This is a genomic window from Bacillus sp. FJAT-27245 (genome assembly GCF_001273955.1).
GTDB lineage: Bacteria > Bacillota > Bacilli > Bacillales > Cytobacillaceae > Bacillus_D.
Map to the genome: position 1 here is coordinate 681842 of NZ_LIGI01000001.1, position 18870 is coordinate 700711.

At 45.8% G+C, this 18870-nt stretch carries 17 protein-coding genes; 14 read left to right on the forward strand and 3 right to left on the reverse strand.

The genetic code is table 11. The features are described from left to right. Positions 1 to 165: 165 nt before the first annotated feature. From ADU24_RS03250 to ADU24_RS03260, 3 genes are read left to right on the forward strand one after another with little or no spacing between them, the layout of a single operon-like run. Entirely contained in the window at positions 166 to 1170 is a 1005-nt protein-coding gene (locus ADU24_RS03250; RefSeq protein ID WP_442853750.1) for an ABC transporter ATP-binding protein, read from the forward strand. Positions 1171 to 1181: 11 nt separating this feature from the next. Next, entirely contained in the window at positions 1182 to 1973 is a 792-nt protein-coding gene (locus ADU24_RS03255; RefSeq protein WP_053365285.1) for an ABC transporter permease, read from the forward strand. Positions 1974 to 1975: 2 nt separating this feature from the next. Continuing rightward, positions 1976 to 2761 carry an ABC transporter permease gene (locus ADU24_RS03260; RefSeq protein ID WP_053365286.1) on the forward strand — a complete coding sequence of 262 codons (786 nt, stop codon included), beginning with the start codon at positions 1976 to 1978 and terminating at the stop codon, positions 2759 to 2761. An 89-nt stretch (positions 2762 to 2850) separates the two neighbouring features. Here ADU24_RS03260 and ADU24_RS03265 read toward each other — a convergent pair whose 3' ends face one another. Then, on the reverse strand, positions 2851 to 3576 hold the full coding sequence (locus ADU24_RS03265; RefSeq protein WP_053365287.1) for an OmpA family protein: 726 nt from the start codon (positions 3574 to 3576) through the stop codon (positions 2851 to 2853). Beyond that, positions 3573 to 4373, reverse strand: coding sequence for a flagellar motor stator protein MotA (gene motA / locus ADU24_RS03270; RefSeq protein ID WP_053365288.1), 801 nt, complete (start codon positions 4371 to 4373; stop codon positions 3573 to 3575). The genes ADU24_RS03265 and motA overlap by 4 nt, the downstream gene beginning before the upstream one ends. 123 nt (positions 4374 to 4496) lie before the next feature. Here motA and ADU24_RS03275 point away from each other — a divergent pair, with 123 nt between their 5' ends. The 11 genes from ADU24_RS03275 (at position 4497) to fliD (ending at position 17999) form a co-directional block, all read left to right on the forward strand. Beyond that, positions 4497 to 4934 carry a YaaR family protein gene (locus tag ADU24_RS03275; protein WP_053365289.1) on the forward strand — a complete coding sequence of 146 codons (438 nt, stop codon included), beginning with the start codon at positions 4497 to 4499 and terminating at the stop codon, positions 4932 to 4934. A 16-nt stretch (positions 4935 to 4950) separates the two neighbouring features. Beyond that, a complete protein-coding gene (locus ADU24_RS03280; RefSeq protein WP_053365290.1) occupies positions 4951 to 5790 on the forward strand; it encodes a flagellar hook-basal body protein in 840 nt (279 codons plus the stop codon). Positions 5791 to 5795: 5 nt separating this feature from the next. Next, complete coding sequence (locus ADU24_RS03285) at positions 5796 to 6575, forward strand: flagellar hook-basal body protein (RefSeq protein ID WP_053365291.1); 780 nt, start codon at positions 5796 to 5798, stop codon at positions 6573 to 6575. A 144-nt stretch (positions 6576 to 6719) separates the two neighbouring features. Next, entirely contained in the window at positions 6720 to 6986 is a 267-nt protein-coding gene (gene flgM, locus ADU24_RS03290) for a flagellar biosynthesis anti-sigma factor FlgM (RefSeq protein ID WP_053365292.1), read from the forward strand. After that, positions 6979 to 7446, forward strand: coding sequence for a flagellar protein FlgN (locus ADU24_RS03295; RefSeq protein WP_053365293.1), 468 nt, complete (start codon positions 6979 to 6981; stop codon positions 7444 to 7446). Before flgM ends, ADU24_RS03295 begins: the two co-directional genes overlap by 8 nt. A gap of 11 nt (positions 7447 to 7457) precedes the next feature. After that, a complete protein-coding gene (gene flgK / locus ADU24_RS03300; RefSeq protein ID WP_053365294.1) occupies positions 7458 to 8921 on the forward strand; it encodes a flagellar hook-associated protein FlgK in 1464 nt (487 codons plus the stop codon). A 25-nt stretch (positions 8922 to 8946) separates the two neighbouring features. After that, complete coding sequence (gene flgL / locus ADU24_RS03305; RefSeq protein ID WP_053365295.1) at positions 8947 to 9825, forward strand: flagellar hook-associated protein FlgL; 879 nt, start codon at positions 8947 to 8949, stop codon at positions 9823 to 9825. A gap of 125 nt (positions 9826 to 9950) precedes the next feature. Continuing rightward, complete coding sequence (locus tag ADU24_RS03310; RefSeq protein ID WP_053365296.1) at positions 9951 to 10448, forward strand: PilZ domain-containing protein; 498 nt, start codon at positions 9951 to 9953, stop codon at positions 10446 to 10448. Positions 10449 to 10544: 96 nt separating this feature from the next. Next, entirely contained in the window at positions 10545 to 11372 is an 828-nt protein-coding gene (locus ADU24_RS03315) for a flagellin N-terminal helical domain-containing protein (protein WP_053365297.1), read from the forward strand. Between the two features lie 131 nt (positions 11373 to 11503). Then, the gene (locus ADU24_RS03320) at positions 11504 to 16333 is read left to right on the forward strand and encodes an OmpL47-type beta-barrel domain-containing protein (RefSeq protein ID WP_053365298.1); all 4830 of its coding nucleotides are present in this window, start codon (positions 11504 to 11506) and stop codon (positions 16331 to 16333) included. A gap of 142 nt (positions 16334 to 16475) precedes the next feature. Further along, a complete protein-coding gene (fliD, locus tag ADU24_RS03325) occupies positions 16476 to 17999 on the forward strand; it encodes a flagellar filament capping protein FliD (protein ID WP_053365299.1) in 1524 nt (507 codons plus the stop codon). Between the two features lie 20 nt (positions 18000 to 18019). Here the strand turns inward: fliD and ADU24_RS03330 are convergent, their stop codons facing one another. Beyond that, positions 18020 to 18721 carry a glucosaminidase domain-containing protein gene (locus ADU24_RS03330; protein WP_053365300.1) on the reverse strand — a complete coding sequence of 234 codons (702 nt, stop codon included), beginning with the start codon at positions 18719 to 18721 and terminating at the stop codon, positions 18020 to 18022. Between the last annotated feature and the right edge of the window lie 149 nt (positions 18722 to 18870).

Sequence of the window (18870 nt, forward strand, 5' to 3'; positions counted from 1 at the left end):
CATCGCTGAATTTTCAACCGGATTTTATTTAGGCAACATATAGCTCCCTATATTCATTCTATAACCCTATTGGACGAAATAATGCGGGAAAGTTGTACTGGGGACCAGGATTGGATAAACTGTTTTGTTAGAGTGCAGCATTTTGGAGGATGAAACATGAACCAACTGAACGCTATCGAGGTTAAGGGATTGCGGAAGGAATTCAAATCGCACATGAGCCGGCCAGGCCTTTCGGGTGCATTCCGTGATCTGTTTACGCGAAATTATAAAATCGTTCCCGCTGTTAATGATATAAACTTTAATGTGAAGCAGGGGGAAATGGTCGGCTACATCGGCGAAAATGGCGCGGGAAAATCGACGACAATCAAGATGCTTACAGGCATCCTGACGCCTACTTCAGGAAAAATCATCGTCAATGGTATGGACCCGCATAAGGAACGGGAGCGGTTTGTTCAGACAATCGGCGTCGTTTTCGGTCAGCGCTCCCAGCTCTGGTGGGATATCGCCGTCCAGGAATCGTTCCGGCTTTTAAAAAAGGTCTATAAAGTCTCCGATGCGGATTACAATTCGCATATGGACCACGTCATCAAAACGCTTGATATTGAGCCGCTGCTCGACAAGCCGGTCCGGAAGCTTTCTCTCGGACAAAGGATGCGCTGCGAGCTGGCCGCGGCATTGATTCATAATCCGCCGCTATTGTTTTTGGACGAGCCGACGATTGGCCTTGATGTGCTCGTCAAGCTTCGCATCCGCGACTTTTTGAAAGAAATCAATGAAAAATACAACACGACAATTTTGCTGACGACACATGACCTTTCGGATATTGAAGCGCTTTGCGAGCGGGTCATCATGCTTGATGAAGGGAGCATTATTTATGACGGTCCGCTAAACGATCTGAAAGAAAAATGGGCGGAAGGAAAGCAGCTTCAATTCGAATTTCTCGAAAAAGTCGATTTGGCGGCACTACAGCATGCAACCTTGGGGATGCCGGTGAAGTGGGAAACGGATGAGAAAGGCCAGGTGTTCACCGCCCACATCGAAGACATTGAAGAAGTGATTTCGCAAGTCATCTCGAGGGTCGTTTCTTCTTTTAAAATAAGGGACATTAAAATCAATGAAACATCCACGGAAGAAATCATCCGTAATATTTACGAAAAAGGTTCGGCATAGGGAGGCTGCAGATGGACAAGTATCTGGAAATGGTCCGGATCCGGTTTTTGATGATGCTCGCCTACCGGACAAATTATTATACTGGAATACTTATTTACAGCATTAACATTGGCGCCTATTATTTCCTTTGGAGTGCCATTTATAGTGGAAAGGAAAGCATTCAGGGGTTATCCGTAACCCAGATGACAACCTATGTGGCGATTGCCTGGATGGCGAGGGCGTTTTATTTTAACAACCTGGACCGTGAAATGGCGCTTGAAATCATGGAAGGGAAAGTGGCAATCGAATTGATCCGTCCCTACAGCTACCTCGGAATGAAAACAATGCAGGGGCTTGGGGAAGGGATTTTCCGGCTGCTGTTTTTCTCTGTTCCGGGAATGGTAATCGTTTCGCTCATCTTTCCTGTAAAACTGATTTGGGACCCTGCTGTATGGGGGCTGTTTGCAATCTCAATCTTCTTCAGCTTCCTGATCAACACGCAGATCAATCTATTGACAGGGATTACAACATTTTTCCTGTATAATAATGCGGGGCTGATTCGGGCGAAACGGGTCGTCATTGATTTGTTTTCGGGACTGCTTTTGCCGATGAGCTTTTTTCCTGGCTGGGCGCAGGAAATTATGAAGTATTTGCCGTTTCAGGGCATCAGCTATATCCCGAGCATGATTGTCACAAAAGGTTTTTCCCACGGGCAGGCGCTTGAGGCGATTCTCCAGCAGGCTGTCTGGGTGCTCATCCTGCTTGTTCCAATCTTTATTCTTTGGCAGCTGGCCAAGAAACAGCTTGTTATTCAGGGGGGCTGACCGTGTTTTATGCATCGATGTTTTTCCAATATGCCGGGCAGTATATGAAAACAAGGCTCCAGTACAGGGCCGACCTCCTCGTTGAGATTTTCTCCGACCTGCTGTCCCAGGCTGTCAACTTCATCTTCATCCTTGTCGTCTTCGGGCACACATCGTTGCTTAACGGCTGGAGCAGGGATGAAATTATCTTTATTTATGGATTTTTCCTTGTGCCTTACGCAGTTTTTTCGGCATTCTTCAATATTTGGGATTTCAATGAACGCTATATTGTCAAAGGGGAAATGGACAGGATTTTGACAAGGCCAATCCATAGCCTTTTTCAAATTATCCTTGAGCGGCTTGAACTTGAAGGGCTTTTTGGAGCGGTCACAGGAATTGCGGTCATGCTTTACGCGGGCCATAACCTCGGCCTTCAATGGTCATGGGCCGACCCGCTCATCTTCCTGCTGTTTGTCGCAGGCGGCTCGCTCATTTACGGCGGTGTGTTTGTCATGCTCGCCTGCATCAGCTTTTGGGCCGACGCCCGGACGTCGATTATGCCGATGATGTACAACATCGGGAATTACGGGCGCTATCCAGTCGACATCTACAACAAGGTGATCCGATTTGTACTAACCTGGATTTTGCCATTCGCATTCGTCGGCGTCTACCCCGCCGCCTTTTTCCTCGGAAGGGAAGAGTGGTACGGCTTCGCATTCCTCACACCGATCATGGGCATTCTTTTCTTTACGGCTTCCGTGTTCCTGTGGAACCAGGGAGTCAAGCAATATAGGGGAGCGGGGAACTAGAATTGACAAGTTGGATGAATTTTTCATGAAAAAACCGCCTTCCGATCTCAAAATTCGGAAGGCGGTTTTCTTATTTTAAAAAAGTAAATCTATTGCCTCAGGATGACGATTGTCACCCTGCGGTTGGCCTGGCGGTGTACATCCGTATCGTTTGGATATATCGGATGGTATTCGCCAAATCCGGAAAACTGGAGCCGGCTCGGCTTTACGTTTTTCGATTCGAAATAATGGAGCACGCTGGCCGCCCTCGCAGCGGAAAGCTCCCAGTTCGTCCTGTAAATCGTATTGGTGGCCGGTACATTGTCAGTATGCCCTTCAATGCTGACCGGATTCGGAACGGTGTTGATTAGGCCAACCATCCCATCCAAAGTGTTAAAGGAACGCGGCTTTAATTCAGCTCTGCCCGAGTCGAAAAGGATGACATCCTTCAGGGACACTTCAATTCCTTTTTTTGACTCCTGGAGGGAGACGACGGCCTCCAATTTATTATTCTTTATATAATTTTCGAGCTTTATTTTCAAACCATCAAGCTCTGTATCTTTTTTGTCTTCCTTCGGCGGTTCCACAACCGGAGTTTCCGGCTTTGGCAAGTGAGGTGAAAGCCCCGCGTTCTTATCAGGAATCTTCGTCCCGGTCAGTTCCGACTTGAACGATTCCATAAGGTACTGGTACTTGGCGGCATCAATCGTACTTGCCGCATATAGGACGATAAACAAAGCGAGCAACAACGTCAAGAGGTCGGCATACGGGATCAGCCATGTTTCATCGATATGCCCGTCATCGCCATGATCAAAATTCCTTCTGCGCTTCTTCATGCTGATTTCTCCTCAAGGAGTGCTCCCTTGTCCAGGTTTTCATACTCTTTCCGTTCCGCCATAGGAAGATGGACCGTCAGCTTTTTCTCCAATGCCCCTGGAACAATTCCTTCGTAAATGGCAAGCAGGCCTTCGATGATGATCAGCTTTGAATCCTGTTCGCGCTTGGAAATGCGCTTCAATTTGTTTGCGAGCGGGTGCCAAAGGACATACCCTGAAAAAATACCAAGGAGTGTCGCAATGAATGCTGCTGCGATGGAATGGCCGATTTTTTCAATTTCCGACAGGGAGCCAAGCGCCGCGATTAGGCCGACTACCGCCCCAAGTACTCCGAGGGTCGGGGCGTATGTTCCAGCCTGGGTAAAAATAAGAGCTCCCGCCTGGTGGCGTTTTTGGATTGCCTCCACTTCCTCGAACAAAACTTCCTCGATAAATTCAGCTTCGTATCCGTCGATGATCATTTCCAGCCCTTTTTTGAAAAAAGGATCCGTTGTCGATTCGGCAATTCCCTCCAGCGCGAGAAAACCTTCTTTTTTGGCGATCTCAGCGCAAGCGATCAATTTCGCTATTGTTTCCGCATTGGAAGGGAGCTTTGGTTCGAACAACGCAATTTTTAATAATTTAGGGAACTTATTCATTTCCCTGAATGGAAATGCGACAAACAGTGCTGCCGCCGTCCCTCCGAAAATAATCAAATATGCGGCGGGATTATTCAGCGATGCCAGTGGCGCGCCCTTTAAAATCATCCCGAAACCAATAGCCAGCAATGCCAATAATATTCCAAAAATACTAGACATGAATTTCTCCTTTGGTTTATCTTTAATTTAGCTTGATACTTGCCATTGTAAAGGACAAGGCAAAATTCGACAATTGAATTTTTTTAAAAATATTCGACACCGGCGTGACGGAGGAGGCCCGAATTGAAGATACAACAAAGCCACGGAATCGGCCACGAACGCTTTTTGGCGGTAAGGGAAAGGGGCAAGGAAACGCACTCCTTCCAGCAAATTTTCCAAGACAGCCAGGTTGGATTGAGCCAGGAACGGCTTCAGTCACTGTTGACCCAATTGGACAGAAATGGTAACCGACTTGCCGTTTCCAGGACGATTCAGGATTTATTGGCGTACAAGCAGACGATCAGGGAATTTCTTCAGGAAGTTGTTCAAAATGGTTTTTCCCTTGAGGAACACCGCAGCTTCCAGCATAACGGCCGCGAGAAGAAATTAATTTTAATAAAACAGGTGGACAGCCACTTGCTCGAATTATCCGATCAGGTTTTTGACAAGCAAACGACAACTGTTAGCTTGCTTGACAAACTTGGCGAGATTAAAGGACTATTGGTAAATCTGTACATGTAGAAAAGGGGGAGACGATATGCTTAGAGGCATTCATTCGGCGGCATCGGGAATGATTGCGCTGCAGCGAAAGCAGGATGCGCTGACGAATAACCTGGCTAATGCGGAAACGCCTGGCTTCAAACAGGATGCGAGCCCGCTCCGCTCATTTCCAGAGGTATTGCTTGAGCAAATCCGCGGCAAGGAAAGCGGGGCCCAGGCAAGGATGGGGACGTTATCGATGGGCGTTTACAACCAGGAAACGCTGCCATTGTTTTTACAGGGGACGCTTACGGAAACGAACATGCCGTTTGATTTCGCGATAAGCGACCAGGGATTGGCACCGATCCAGGTGAACGGCCGCACTGTGAAGCCGGCAGCATTCTTTGCGGTCCAGATAGCGGATGGCGCTATGCGGCTGACCCGGAACGGACGTTTTTCGGTTAACGAAAACGGCGAGCTTGTAACTGCAACAGGGGATTTTGTTCTAGGGAAAAACGGAAACAGGATTACCGGGCTGGACCCGCTCTTAAAAGATGTCACGATTTCCGGGAACGGCGAACTCATTGCTTTTCCAAATGATCCGCAACGGACAAGGACTGTCGGGTCAATTGGGATGGTGATTGTTGAAAATCCAAACGGGCTGATCAAAAGGGACAATGGACAGTTCGAGCTTGAAAGGCCGGGAATGGCGATGGTCACCGGAGATCTGCCTGCCGGGCTGCAGCTGCACCATAAAACGCTGGAGCAGTCGAATGTTGATCTATCTCAGACGATTACCGACATGATGGCCAACATCCGCCTGTATGAGGCGAACCAGAAAGTTCTTCAGGCCTATGACAAATCTTTAGAGCAATTGAATACGATTGGAAGGGTTTAAAGACTATGAGTTCATCTCTTTTTATCGCAACGACGGGAATTAAGGCATACCAGGGGAAACTTGATACGATTGCCAACAACATCGCGAATGTTGAATCAGCTGGTTATAAACGCAGGGAAGCGGCTTTTTCCGAAAATCTTGCCGCATCGATCCGGCAGCAGCCGGAAGCGGAAAAAGAAGTTGGGCGCCTCTCGCCGGACGGGCTTAGGGTTTCGTATGGTTCGCGGATTGCGGCAACCCCTTTGGATTTGACCCAGGGGGCCCCGAAGCAAACGGACCAGCCATTCGATTTCATGATTGAGGGCGAGGGCTATTTCCTGGTTCGGCGTGCTACCGGGACAGGTACGGAAATTCTCTACACAAGGAACGGGGCCTTTCAAAAATCGCCTGTAGGGCCGGGGCGGTTCCAGCTTGTCAACGCCCAGGGAGATGTCTTGCTCGGCCGTAACGGCAACCCGATTGAACTGAATGAAAATGGCACCTTCACTGTAACGGGTGACGGCACCATTGAAGGGACCGGCCAGCAAATCGGTCTCGTTGGTTTTACAAATGCGCAGCTCCTTAAGGACGAGGGTGGAGTTTACCGATTGACCGGCGGAAATGTGTTCACGGCTCCTGGTGACTCTTATCAAATTAGGCAGGGTTTCCTGGAAAGCTCGAATGTCAGCCTTAACCAGGAAATGACTGACATGATCAAGGCGCAGCGCGGTTTCCAGGCAAATTCCAGGGCACTTAGCTACGCGGACCAGATGATGGGCATCGCGAATGGAATCATGAGGACATAGCATCAACGATACGGCGTCGCACTAAAGATTAGTGCCCGCCGTATTTTATTATTTTTATCACAAAAAATAGTGATTTTCCCCTAGTCGGTTGATGCATCCCGGCCGATACATGAAGTAAGAGAAGTTTGAAAGGAGCGGGCCGTTATGAAAATCAATCCAATTAATCGAATCGATGCTGCCTATCAGGCTTATCGGAAAAATCAGCCCAGCCGTTCTGAAGGAACGAAGAAAGAGAAGGTTGATACAGTAGAATTATCAAGCGAAGCACAACTTCAAATTCAAAAAGATAAAGAATTAAGAATACAGCAATTAAAATCGCAAATTGAAAATGGCACATACAAAGTGGACAGCGAGAAAATCGCCGACAAGCTGATTTCACTGTGGAAGTCCGGAGCAAAGTTCGATGAATAAGCTCCTTGAAGTACTTCAGCTATTGGCGGATTTGCACAACAAGCTACTGGAAACAGCGAAAAAGAAACAGGAAATTTTGATTTCAGGGGACGTACAGCAGCTTCTCCCATTGATTTCCGAGGAGTCCAAGCTTCTCAAGCGAATCAAACAGGCAGAGGAAGAGCGCACAAAAGCGCTTGGCGAGGATGTAAACCTGTCATTTTCAAGGCTGATCGAGCAGCAGCCCGAGGGCGACCTGAAGGAAAAATTAAAATCAATTTTGAACATTCTTCAGCAGCGTTTCGAGGAAATCGGCCGGGTCAACCATCTGAACCAGCAGCTCCTCGAACAATCGCTCACATACACCCAATTCATGATTAATCAAATCCTGCCAGCATCTGAAGGGCCAGGCCTTTACAGCGCAGGGGCAAACCCGAAGGAAATGAATGAATCCGTTCGGCTGTTTGACGCAAAAGCATAGGGGAGAACGATATGTATTCTACCTTTCACGGTTTGGAAATAGGGAAAAGGGCCATCCTTTCACAGCAAACGGCCCTTAGTGTCACAGGTCACAATATCGCTAACGCGAATACAAAAGGGTACACAAGGCAGGAAGCAGTCCTTAATGCAACGCCGCCGCTTTCCTCGCCAGCCATGCAAAATGGCAAGCTTCCGATGCAGCTTGGAACAGGAGTTGAAGTTTCTGAGTTTCGGAGGATCAGGGAAGGTTTCCTGGATAAGCAATTTCAAAACGTACAGCAGGAGGCTGGCCGCTGGGATGCAAAGGCGGGAAGCCTCTCCGCACTCGAAAGCATTTTCGATGATTTGTCGGACGGAGGATTGGACGGTTCCATCCAGCGTTTTTGGCAAAGTCTCCAGGAGCTGGCGAAACGGCCGGATGATATATCGGTAAGAGTTGTCGCGGTAGCATCCGGGAAGGAAGTTGCCGACCGGTTAAACCAAATCCATTCGGATATCGGGATGATTGAAACAAGCATTGCCGACCAGCTTAATGTGAAGGCAAACGAAATCAACTCAACGGCGAATGAAATTGCCTCGCTTAATCTGAAAATCGCGCAAGTTGTCGCGGGAGGAAATCAGCCGAATGATTTGCTAGACAGGCGTGACATGCTTTTGGATAGGCTTTCAAGGCTTGTTGATATTGAAACTTCACTTGGGCAGAGTGGCAAGATTGAAGTGAAGGTCGGTGGGGAAGAGCTCATTAAAGGCTCTAGCGCAAAGGATTTTACCATCAGTCCTCTCACAGGGGAAGCAGCCGTTGATGGGGTTTCCGTTACTTTGAAAGGCGGCGAAGTCCAGGGTCTTCTTGAAACCAAGGGTTATACAACGGGTGGAACGACAACCGGCACAATTCCAGATTTAAAGGCAAAACTGGATACGCTAGCGAAGGCAATTGCGGACAACATTAACGGAATCCATGCGAGTGATGACGCGCGGAGCCTTGAGTATTTTGAGAAAAAGAAAACCGACCCAACAGTACAGCCAGACAAGCTGTTGTTCTTTGTTGATAAAAACTATCCGACACAGCCACCATCAAGCGCGGCTAGCATCATGGTGAACCCGCTTCTCAAGGATTCCCCGGCGAAGATTGCCGCGGCAGCCATAGAAAGTATTGGTGATGGCTCGAATGCAAGGAAGATGAGCGAAGTTCTGCAAGGAAAACTATCAATTGGCGGGACTACCGCTTCAGTTGGAGATTTTTATAAAACAATTATTGGCGAACTTGGTACCGACATACAGGCGGCCAACAATTGGAGCGATAATGCCAATGCTATGGTGCAGCAGGTCGAGAACCAGAGGCAGTCTGTCTCCGGGGTTTCCATTGACGAAGAATTGACGAATATGGTCCGGTTCCAGCAGGCATACAATGCCGCGGCCCGCTATGTTTCCGCGGTCAACGAAATGCTGAATGTGCTAATAAACGGGATGAAGTAAAAGCTGGACGGAAAGGAGGATCATGATGCGCGTAACACAAATAATGATTAACAATCAATTCATGAAAAATATTCATAAAAATAACCGCGCGGTCGAGTCGTTGCAAGGGCAAATAGCATCAGGGAAAGTATTTGATAAGATTTCTTCAAACCCTGGAGCCGCTTTAAAAAGCCTTTCGCACAAATCCGATTTGGCGAAACTCGAACAATATCAGAAAAATGCACAGGACGGAATCGACTGGAGCCTTGCAATGGACGATGCGCTTGATGATGTGACCGGAGTCATGCAGCGTGTCCGAGAACTTGCCGTCCAGGGAAGCAATGATTCATTCAGCCCGACGGACCGGAAGAACATCGCAATCGAAATGCGTTCATTTCTCAATCAAGCGGGAACAATTGCGAACACCCGGTTTGGAGACGGCTATTTGTTTTCGGGGACTGATATTGAAAGCCAGCCATTTTCGAGTGGTGCTTTGCAGCCTGTAAGCCAAGACGGCATGAAATGGCAGATTGGCAAAGGAATGCATGCTGAAGTGAAGGTAAGCGCCGGATCGGTTTTCGGCCATACGGAAAGCGGTAGGGACCTTTTCCAAACTCTTACCGCGTTGGCTGAAAAGTTGGAGGATGGAGAAAACCCAAGTGGCTTCCTGGCAGAAATTGATGGGCATATGGATAATGTCCTGGCTCAGCGGGCAGTCGTCGGCTCCAGCCAAAAACTTCTGGAGCAAGCCTCAAACCGGCTGGAACAGACTCATTTTTTAACAGAAAAAATGCTGACGGAATTGGAAGGAACAGATATCGCCAAAGCGTTCACTGAGCTATCTTTACAGGAATCGGCCATCAAAGCCTCGCTTTCAGCCGGTGCGAAAATGATGCAGCTAAGCCTTGCTGATTTCCTTCGTTAGACTAATCAATCGGCAGAGCGGGCAGGTACAGGGAATACGGTTTAATAGTTTGAGCATCCCCATCCAGCCAACAGGAGATGGGGATGTTTTATGTTAAGGTTACCTAATAGGGAGAGTGCGGGGGCATGCAGGATCAACAGCTAATCATACTAGGAGCTTTAGTAGTTATATTCCTCATTTCGGCAATTTTTTTCTTTTCAAAAAATAAAAAGAATGCTAGCCAAAACCAGAGAAAGAACGAGGAAAAGGCCGACAATAAGAGAGAGAATTTTAGAGTCCATGTCGATATCGATGAAACGGTTTTGCAGGTTAAAAAAATTGGTACAGTCGACATGGATCAGGCATATACGTGCAAAATGGTGGATATCAGCGCCGGCGGGGCGGGCGTCATGTGTGAGGAGGATTTTACCCTTAAGGATAAAATATTTGTTACAATCCATTTTTGCATGAACAAGGAACAGTTCACCTTCAATGGCAGGATTGTCCGGAAAATCGAAAACCTTGGCAGGAAACACTCACTCTACGGGATCCAGTTTCTCGACATGCCCGTAGCGGATGAAAACAGGCTCATAAAAGAAATCATCGCCATCGAAAACAACAGAAGAAAAATATCAATAAAATAAAAAAAATTATCGAAAACCCTCTACACTTTTAAAAACAGTGTCGATACATAGAAGTACAGAGGGAAAATATTTCCTCAATAAAAGGAGGGTATATAAATGATTATCAACAATAACATTGGAGCTCTGAACACTCATCGCCAACTGTCTCTTAACAGTGCAAACCAGGCAAAAAGCATGGAGAAACTTTCTTCCGGTCTAAGGATTAACCGTGCAGCTGATGATGCAGCTGGCCTTTCAATCTCTGAAAAAATGCGCGCTCAAATCCGCGGTTTGGACCAAGCACAACGTAACGCTCAAGACGGTATCTCACTTATCCAGACTGCGGATGGTGCATTGAATGAATCTCATGCAGTACTTCAACGTATGAGGGAACTAATTGTACAAGGGGGAAGCGATACTTTAGACCAAAATGATCTGGATGCGATTGATGCAGAACTAACTGAACTTAATTCACAGTTGGATGATATAGCTAATCGAACTGATTTTAATGGTTCTAAATTACTTGACGGAACTTTTAGTACTGGTAAAACTTTGCAAGTTGGGGCCAATAATGGTGAAACTCTAACAATAACTATTGCACAGTTGGATTCATCGACACTTGGAGATGGTACGGATTTCGTAGCTGCTGCAAAAGCTGGTAGCAATGACTTCACAAAAAGTTTAGCAGCAATAGATGGGGCAATTTCAATGGTTTCTACAACCCGTGCTACACTTGGTGCACAACAAAACCGTTTGGAATTCACATCTAATAACCTAGCATCAACTTCCAACAACCTCACAGCTGCTGAATCCCGTATCCGTGACGTTGATATGGCGAAGGAAGTTGTTGAGAACAGCAAGAACGGTATCCTTGCTCAAGCTTCTCAAGCGATGCTTGCTCAAGCTAACCAACAGCCACAGAGCGTTCTTCAGTTGCTTCGTTAATTTTAATTTAAAATGGCCATTGGATTATACCGATGGCCGTTTTTTATACTCTTTTTTACATAAATTTAGAATTAGGTGTATAAAAAACACGAAAATAAACCAAGTTTTTTTACGAAAGGCAGGCCATGGCCATGGGAAAAAAAAGATCCAAAATCCCGGCATTTTTACTAACATTGATACTACTCTACCAACTTGTTTTGCCGTTTGGGAATGCCTCTGCTTTTGCTTCAGCCAGCATGCTTCCGCCAAGCAATCTGGCATATCAATCTATTACTCCAGATGACGGAAAACTTACCTGGAATCCAGTATTTAGCGCGACTGGCTACAAAGTCTATGAAATTAAGGATGGCCAAATCGTTTCTCTTGGCACAACGTCTTCAACAAGCTACAGCTTGAACGACCAGGCGGAAGGGTTATACCGATATGTCGTTTCAACGTTAACGAGTGAAGGGGAATCGGGTCCTTCCGCGCCGGTAAGTGTCGAGATTGTATACCCGAATATGGCGGCGCCGGCCAAGGTGACCACTACCATCCGGAATGGCAATGATATTCTCATTAGCTGGGATGTATCCCAATATGCAACTAGTTATAATGTTTATCGGTTTGATGAAGCAGGCGAGAAAAACTTACTTACTACTACGTCTGCCAGGACTTATACAATAGCAAAGGCAGAAGAGGGCAAATATGTTTTTGCTGTTTCAGCATCCCATAACCTTTACGGGGAATCACCGATATCTGATCCTGTTAATGTTGATCTTGCATATCCTGTAATGGAGGCTCCTACCAATTTGTCATTTACGATAAGCAATGGAACTGACGTTACACTAAAATGGCAGGCTTCAACTTATGCGGTGAACTACAGGGTCTACGAAGTTCTTGATGGACAAAAACAATTGGTTAATACCGTTACCGGGACTTCGGTTACACTAAAAAACGTCGCTTCAGGGGATCATAGCTATTTTGTTCATTCCTATAGCGACAGATTCGGGGAATCAGCTGAAGGCAGCCAGGTAGCACTGACGGTCAGCACAATCGTGATGCAGGCTCCGGGCAGTCCGTCAGTAAAAATCCAAAACTTAAATGACGCAGCCATCAGCTGGCCATCGGCGGCATATGCGACAGCTTATAAAGTGTACCAAATTGTTGATGGAGAAAGGATCCTGAAAAGTACCGTGACGGGAACTGCTGTTACGTATACCAAGCTTCCGGCCGGCAGCTACCAGTACGAAGTCTACTCTTTTAGCGACAAATTTGGCGAGTCGGAAACAGGAGCCTCAGTATCGTTCACAATTGATGCGGTCCAAATCCAGCCTCCGGCAGAACTAGCCTATAAAGTACAAAACGGCAATGATATTGTGCTGAATTGGACTGCATCCGCCAATGCTGAAACTTACAATGTCTATAAGATTGCCGATGAAAAAAGGACTTTACTGCGGACGGTTACTGGAATTACCACTACCCTTTCAAACCAGCCGGCAGGTGAGTATGTCATAACTGTAACTGCGAGCAGCAGCCGTTTCGGCGAATCTGCTGAAGGAACAACCACTTCCTTTACATTGGATCAGATAAATCTTCAAGCGCCGCAGAACTTGACCTATGAAATCCGGAATGTGAATGATGTTTATTTCACTTGGACTTCAGTGGAGTTTGCTACGAACTATAAGGTCTACCAAATTATCGATGGCCAGAAAATTTTAAAATCGACGGTTTCAAGCACTTCCGCCACTCTGGCAAACTTGCCTGAAGGAGTGCATGATTACAGGATTTATGCGTACAGCCCCCGTTTTGGTGACTCGGGTGAAGGGGCATCTGCCTCCGTTCCAATTAATTACCCTGTAATGGCGTCTCCCGTGAACCCGGTTGTAACAATGACAAGCCCTACTTCATTTACATTGGGTTGGGATCTAGTCGACTATGCGACGAGCTATAAAGTTTATCAAATCGCAAATGGACAGAAAGTGCTGAAAAGTACTGTAACGGGTAAAACTGTTTCATTTAGCAACATGGCTCCGGGAACATACAGCTATGAAGTTTATTCGTATTCTACAAGGTTCGGAGAATCGAAGACCGGTACTTCGTATCAAGTCAAAGTGGAAGATCAGGCACTTCCGGCACCAGAAACGATTTCTTTTTCGGTAATAAACGGAAATGATATTACGATTAAATGGTCGTCCGTCCCATATGCGACCGGCTATAAGGTCTACCAGGTTGCGGGTGGAAAAGAAACCTTGATTCGCACGCTAACCGGGACATCAGTCAGTCTGACGAATCTGCCTGAAGGAGAATTCACTTACCTTGTCAGGGCGTATTCGACACTGCTCGGTGATTCTCCGTATAGCGCGGAAGCTAAAGGTACAATTATCTTTCCGGTAATGGAAAAGCCGTCAAATGTTACAGCGTCACTATCAAACGGCAACGATATTACAATTAAGTGGAATTCAGCCACTTACGCGAATTCTTATAAAGTTTACCAGGTTGCGGATGGTGGAAAGGTTTTGATCCGGACAGTTACTGGAAACACTCTGACACTGACAAACCTGCCTGAGGGGGAGTATAGCTATGTTGTTCACTCTGTTAGTGATCGCTTCGGCGAGTCCCTGGAAGGTAGCGCGGTAAATAGTAAAATCATTTTCCCGGTCATGCAAGCACCGGCGAATTTCACCCAATCAATTTCAAATGGAAATGATATAGTGCTCCGCTGGAATTCATCGACTTATGCGAAGGATTATAGAATTTACCAAGTACAAAACGGCGAAAAGAGTTTAGTTCGAACCGTGACTGGGACGTCTACGAGCTTCACAAATATGCCTGAGGGCGATTATACCTACGTCGTCCATTCATACAGTGACCGTTTCGGTGAGTCTCCGATAGGAAGTTCCATCGCGTTTAACTTGACTTGGCCGGTAGTCCAAGCCCCTAAATTGAATGGAACTGTGTTTGATGCGAACAACATCACCCTTTCGTGGCCAGCTGCTACATGGGCGAACGAATACAGGGTCTATAAGGTAAATGGCGATAACAAAGAGCTTATTTACAAAGGGCCAGCGCTAACTTATAAGGTTTATAACCTGAAAGAGGAAACACATTTCTTTGAAGTAACGGCTTACAGCACGCGATTTGGGGAATCGGTTCCTTCTAACCGCTTTGAGCAGAAAATTGTGTATCCGATCATGGGCGTTCCAACCGCATCCCTTAAGCTGCTAAGTCAAACAAGCGCACAAATTTCTTGGGATTTCGTAACTTACGCAAACGGCTACAATATTTATGAGTTAATTGGAGAAGAACGAGTGCTTGTTGCCGGAAAAATAAACAATCTGAGCTATACGCTGCAAAACCTGACATATGCCAACCATGAATACGTTGTGACGTCGTACAGCAATTCGTTTGGAGAATCGGAGCCGTCGGAAATTTTGCTTGCAAAGCTTATCGTTGACACAACTCCTCCGGTAACTGTTTTTGATGGGCCAGATGGCTGGTCAACCGAAAGCGTAACGGTAACACTTCATCCAGACGATGATGAAACTGGCGTAAAAAACACTTTCTACTCCTTGAATGACGGGCCGATTACGGAAGGAAAGTCAATTTTAGTCACAATGGAAGGCTACAATAAAATTTCCTATCACTCTGTGGACAATGCCGGGAATATGGAAAAGGTAAAGACGGCGTATGTCTGGATTGATAAAACTGCTCCCGAAACAGCGATCAATTCGATTCCAGACTATTCTCAAAGCGTAACAATTGAGTTAAAAGGATTTGACCGCCTCAGCAAAATCGGCCATACTTTCTATTCATTTAACGGTTCCGATTTCATCGAAGGAACTTCTTTTACAGTAGAGAAAGAGGGAGTCAATAAGATTAAGTACTTCTCAGTCGATCAGGCGGGGAATAGGGAAGAGGCAAAAACTACTGAAGTAAAAATTGATAGAACCGCGCCAACAACTGAAACTTCCATCCCAGGTTCCTGGATGAATGAGCCTGTCACTGTTATCCTAAAACCGGTTGACGAAGCGAGCGGCATTAAAGCGACTTTCTATTCCGTTAACGGTTCTGATTTCATGGAAGGTACTTCTTTTACAGTAGAGAAAGAGGGAGTCAATAAGATTGAGTATTACTCAGTCGACCAAGCAGGGAACAGGGAAGAAGCAAAAACTGCGGAAGTCAAAATCGATAAAACGCCGCCTGTTACTACAGCAACTCTTCCTTCCGGCTGGGTTAAAGAAGATGTCCTAGTGACATTATCTTCCGATGACAACAACAGCAAAGATGTGAAGACGTACTACTCAATCGACGGTTCCGATTTTGTGGAAGGGAATTCTTTTAAAATTAGCAAAGAAGGAATTACGAAAGTAGCTTATTACTCTGTTGATGAAGCCAAAAATGCGGAAGAAATCAAAACAGCAGAAGTGAAAATTGATAAATCCGCTCCAGAAGCGGCGATTATCGCAGAAACTGAATACGAACTTGGTTCTGTACTAACGCTGGATTTTAAGGCTTTTGATAGAATTTCGAAAGTAGCCTCAAACGAGCTGAAGGTTAACGGGAAAACTTATTCCAAGGGTGACCGCCTAGTTCTTGAACAGCCTGGGGAAAATAAAATCCAGCTTTCGGTGACCGATGCCGCCGGATGGACAACCACCCAGGAAAAAACATTCACAGTGTTTATTCCGGTTTCCATTGAAGTACTTCCGAAAGTAATCACAGGGAATAAAGGAGTCTTTACAGTGAAAGCTGACTTGCCGAAAGAGTTCCAGTCTCTCTCCTTTGATGTCAAAACGGTCACCTTGAATGGCGTTTTTGCCAAAGCGGATAACAACGGTTTGCAGAAACAAGCAGAAAAAGGCCACTTCAAGTTTGAACGGGAAGATTTCAAGTGGGAAAAGGGCGATTCAACCGTGGAAATACGCGGGTATCTCGAAAATAACTATTTGGTCGTAGCAAAAACCACTATAAAAGTTAAATAATCTTTGGGTCCCGGGAAACATTCCGGGACTCTTCTTTTGTTAAAAAATCCCCATCGAAATTATTTTCAATTTTCCTCTCTACTTTTTGTTGAATTATGCCGATACAGGTAGTTAAAAGACACTTTGTGCGAGGTGAAGGTGGATGTATACATCCTCTGTTACGAGAATTACAGGGCTTGCATCCGGATTGGATACGGAATCAATTGTGAAAAAACTGATGGATGTAGAAAGGATTCCGCTTAACCAGCTAAAGCAGAAACAGCAGAAGCAGACATGGCTACTTGACTCCTACCGCCAATTGAATTCAGATTTTCTTGCCTTCCGAAATTCAACACTGTTCAATATGAAACTCTCAAGCTCCTACAATACATTTGAAGTGGCCTCCAGCCTATCGAATGCCATTACCGGTACGGGGACTGGAAGTGCCATCCAGGGAACTTACTCAATCGGAGTAGAACGATTGGCCAGCCAGGCGGCTTTCACGGGTAATGTCAATCTGGATCCAACAAAAACACTTGAGGAACTAGGTAGGATTACAGAGGCAACTACCTTTTCCATAAGCGTTACCGACCCGGCCACTTTAACTGAAGGAATGGCTTCTATAGAAGTTTTACCTACTGATAAAATAGGTGATGTCGTTTCGAAGATTAATAGCGCTATCGATCCAACCTCTAAAAAAAGCCTCGGTCTCCAAGCTTTTTACGATGCTAATCTACAGCAGTTCACTATTCGGACAAAAGCGACCGGAGATAAGGCAAAAATTGATCTTAGCAAAAATACACAGGATAGGCTTGATTTCCTGAAAGATACCTTTGGATTAGATACTTCAACTCCTGTTGCAGAAGGGAAGAATGCGCGGATCATTTTTGACGGAAAAGTTATAGATAATCTGTCAACGAACAATGCGACGATTATGGGCATAAACTTCAGTTTCAAGAGCACGACCGTCGGCAGCAGTACGGTTACTGTTACCCGCAGCGTAGAAGCAGAAGTAAAGAATATAAAAGATTTTGTAGAAAAATATAATTCCCTGATTGATCGCCTGAACAAGCTTGTAACCGAACCCGTTTATAGAGATTATCAACCGCTTCTCGACGACCAAAAGACAGACATGTCGGAAAAGCAAATTGAGAAATGGGAAGAAAAAGCGAAGAGCGGGCTTTTGCGGAATGACAGCATCCTGACTGGCATCCTCAACAAAATGCGCGGGATTATGAACTCAACTGTCAGCACGGGAAGTTCCAATAATTCATTGAGTTCCATCGGGATTGGTTCCAAAAGCTATCAGGACAGAGGCAAGCTTTATATCGACGAAGCGAAATTAACCGCCGCCATCCAGGCGGACCCGGATGCAGTTCAAAAGCTTTTTTCACAGGTAGGCGATACAGGGGCAGGCAAAAACGGGCTAGTCAACCAACTATCAGATGAGATGCAAACGGCCATTTCCCAACTGACAAAAAAAGCGGGAGTGACGGGAAATTCGCAAATGGACCAGAGTAATGTCGGCAGGCTGTTGGCCAGAATCCAAAACGATATTAACCGACAGACCGACAGGCTGTTCAGGAAAGAAGACCAATACTACAGGCAGTTTACCGAAATGGAAAAAGCAATGGCCAAATTTAACTCGCAAAGCTCCTGGCTGTACCAACAATCAGGCGGTATGTAAGAACAAAAAAAAGACCGATTTTATGCAAAATCGGTCTCTGCTGTAAGAGTGGCAAACTGCTTGTTAACGCCTTTCACCCAGTGATTATTCAGGTTTGTTGGATCATTGGCAGCTCCGATTGGGGCATATTTCGCGCCAATTTGCGAAATCGTCAATTTTCCTTTATCAAGATAATTTTGACGAAGGTTCCTCGCCATATCGAAAATGCTGTCTTTGATGGAAGGGTAGGTTTTTAAGCCATCCTTGCCCATCATCCCGGCCACATTAAATTTAAACCGGGCAGCATTCGAAGTTCCATTCCCGGTTTCATGGATGGAAATGGCGGCTAGCAATGCAGGGCTTATCTGATATTTTCGGCCGGCTTCAACAAAGAATTCGCCTGAATTTCCGAGTACCCCTCCGAGCCTTTGATTCAAAGTGGAGGAATCAATATTTGTACTTGTAATACTGGTTTGTTGGCCGGTTGACGTGGTTAAAGCTGATAATGCCTCTTGAGTGGAAGGCGCTATAGAAGCAAAGTTGTCCACAAAAGAAGTTGGTTTATCTGAAATTTCCAAGGCTTGTTGGCCGTTTTCGGCTTTGAGAAGAGCCTGTTCCAAAAGGAGCTGGAACGAGCTGTTTGATAATCCGAATGGGCCAAGGCGGCTGCTTTGTCCCAAAAGGGCTGTGTCCATAAGTGTTTTATATAAAAACCAATTGCTGGATATAGGTCCAACAGTCATGATCTACGCTCCTTCATGTAAGTCTGCTATTATTTTAACTTGTTTTCTTCCAAAATCAACAGACCCTAAGAAAAAAATACTGTATTGTAATATTTTGTGAAGTCGATTACTATTTCTAGTATCCTTGTTGCAGCCTTTGGAATTTCAAT